We start from the raw sequence: 1,049 nt of genomic DNA, 5'->3' as shown, positions 1-1,049 counted from the left end.
CTAGAGCACGTCCCGTGATCGATGAATCGATTGTGATGTGACGACGAGCTTCTCCGGTGATTCAACATCCACCTTGATGGAGGTGGATGATGGGAAAAGCACTGAGTGGGGATCTGCGGTCCCGGGTTTTGAAAGCTTCGGATGCCGGCATGTCGGCCCGACAGGCGGCGGCACGGTTTGGGGTCGGCATATCGAGCGCGATCCGCTGGATTGCGCGGGCCAGGATCGGCGAACTGTCGCCGCGCCCGCAGGGCCGCCGCCGCGCGTCCAGCCTGGATGCGCATGACGCCTTCATTTTCGGGCTGATCGAGGAGCGCAAGGACATCACGTTGAACGAGATGGTGGCGCGTCTGGAGGTCGAGCAGTCTTTTCGGATCAGCCGCAGCGCCTTGAGCGCCTGGCTCGGCCGGCACGGCTGGACATTCAAAAAAAGTCCGCGCACGCACTGGAGCAGGATCGCCCCGACGTCCTGAAGCGACGCCGGGACTGGTTCGACGGCCAGCTCGACCTCGATCCAACGAAGCTGGTCTTCATCGATGAGACCGGACTGTCGACGAAGATGGCCCGCCTGCGCGGACGAGCCCCACGCGGCGAGCGCTGCCGGGCCGGCGTGCCCCATGGTCATTGGAAGACCACCACCTTCACCGGCGCATTGCGGCTGACCGGCATGACCGCCCCCTTCGTCTACGACGGCGCCATGAACGGCACCGTGTTCCTGGCGTATGTCGACCAGGTGCTGGTTCCCACACTCGAACCCGGCGACGTCGTCGTGATGGACAACCTGCCTGCCCACAAGGCCGCCGGCGTCCGCGACGCGATCGAGACGGCGGGGGCGAGCCTGCTCTATCTCCCGCCCTATAGCCCAGACTTCAATCCCATCGAAAACGCCTTCGCCAAGCTCAAGGCGCTGATGCGGGCAAAGGCCGAGCGGACAATCAGCGCACTGTGGGACGCAGTCGGCGCGATCCTCGAACGCTTCACCCCAGCCGAATGCGCCAACTACTTCAAGGCAGCTGGATACGACCCAGATTAAACAGGACGCGCTCTAG

General features: G+C 64.1%; 1 protein-coding gene. It reads left to right on the top strand.

What is annotated here, in order from left to right; genetic code table 11:
- Positions 1-89: 89 nt before the first annotated feature.
- A protein-coding gene (locus tag AC0L25_RS32400) for an IS630 family transposase (protein ID WP_473588243.1) occupies positions 90-1,033 on the top strand; the annotation gives its coding sequence in 2 pieces (ribosomal slippage) (positions 90-426 and positions 426-1,033; 945 coding nt in all).
- The last annotated feature ends 16 nt before the right edge of the window (positions 1,034-1,049 follow it).

It is taken from the genome of Mesorhizobium sp. WSM4813 (assembly GCF_055811555.1).
This window is presented reverse-complemented; position numbering and strand designations above follow the sequence as displayed.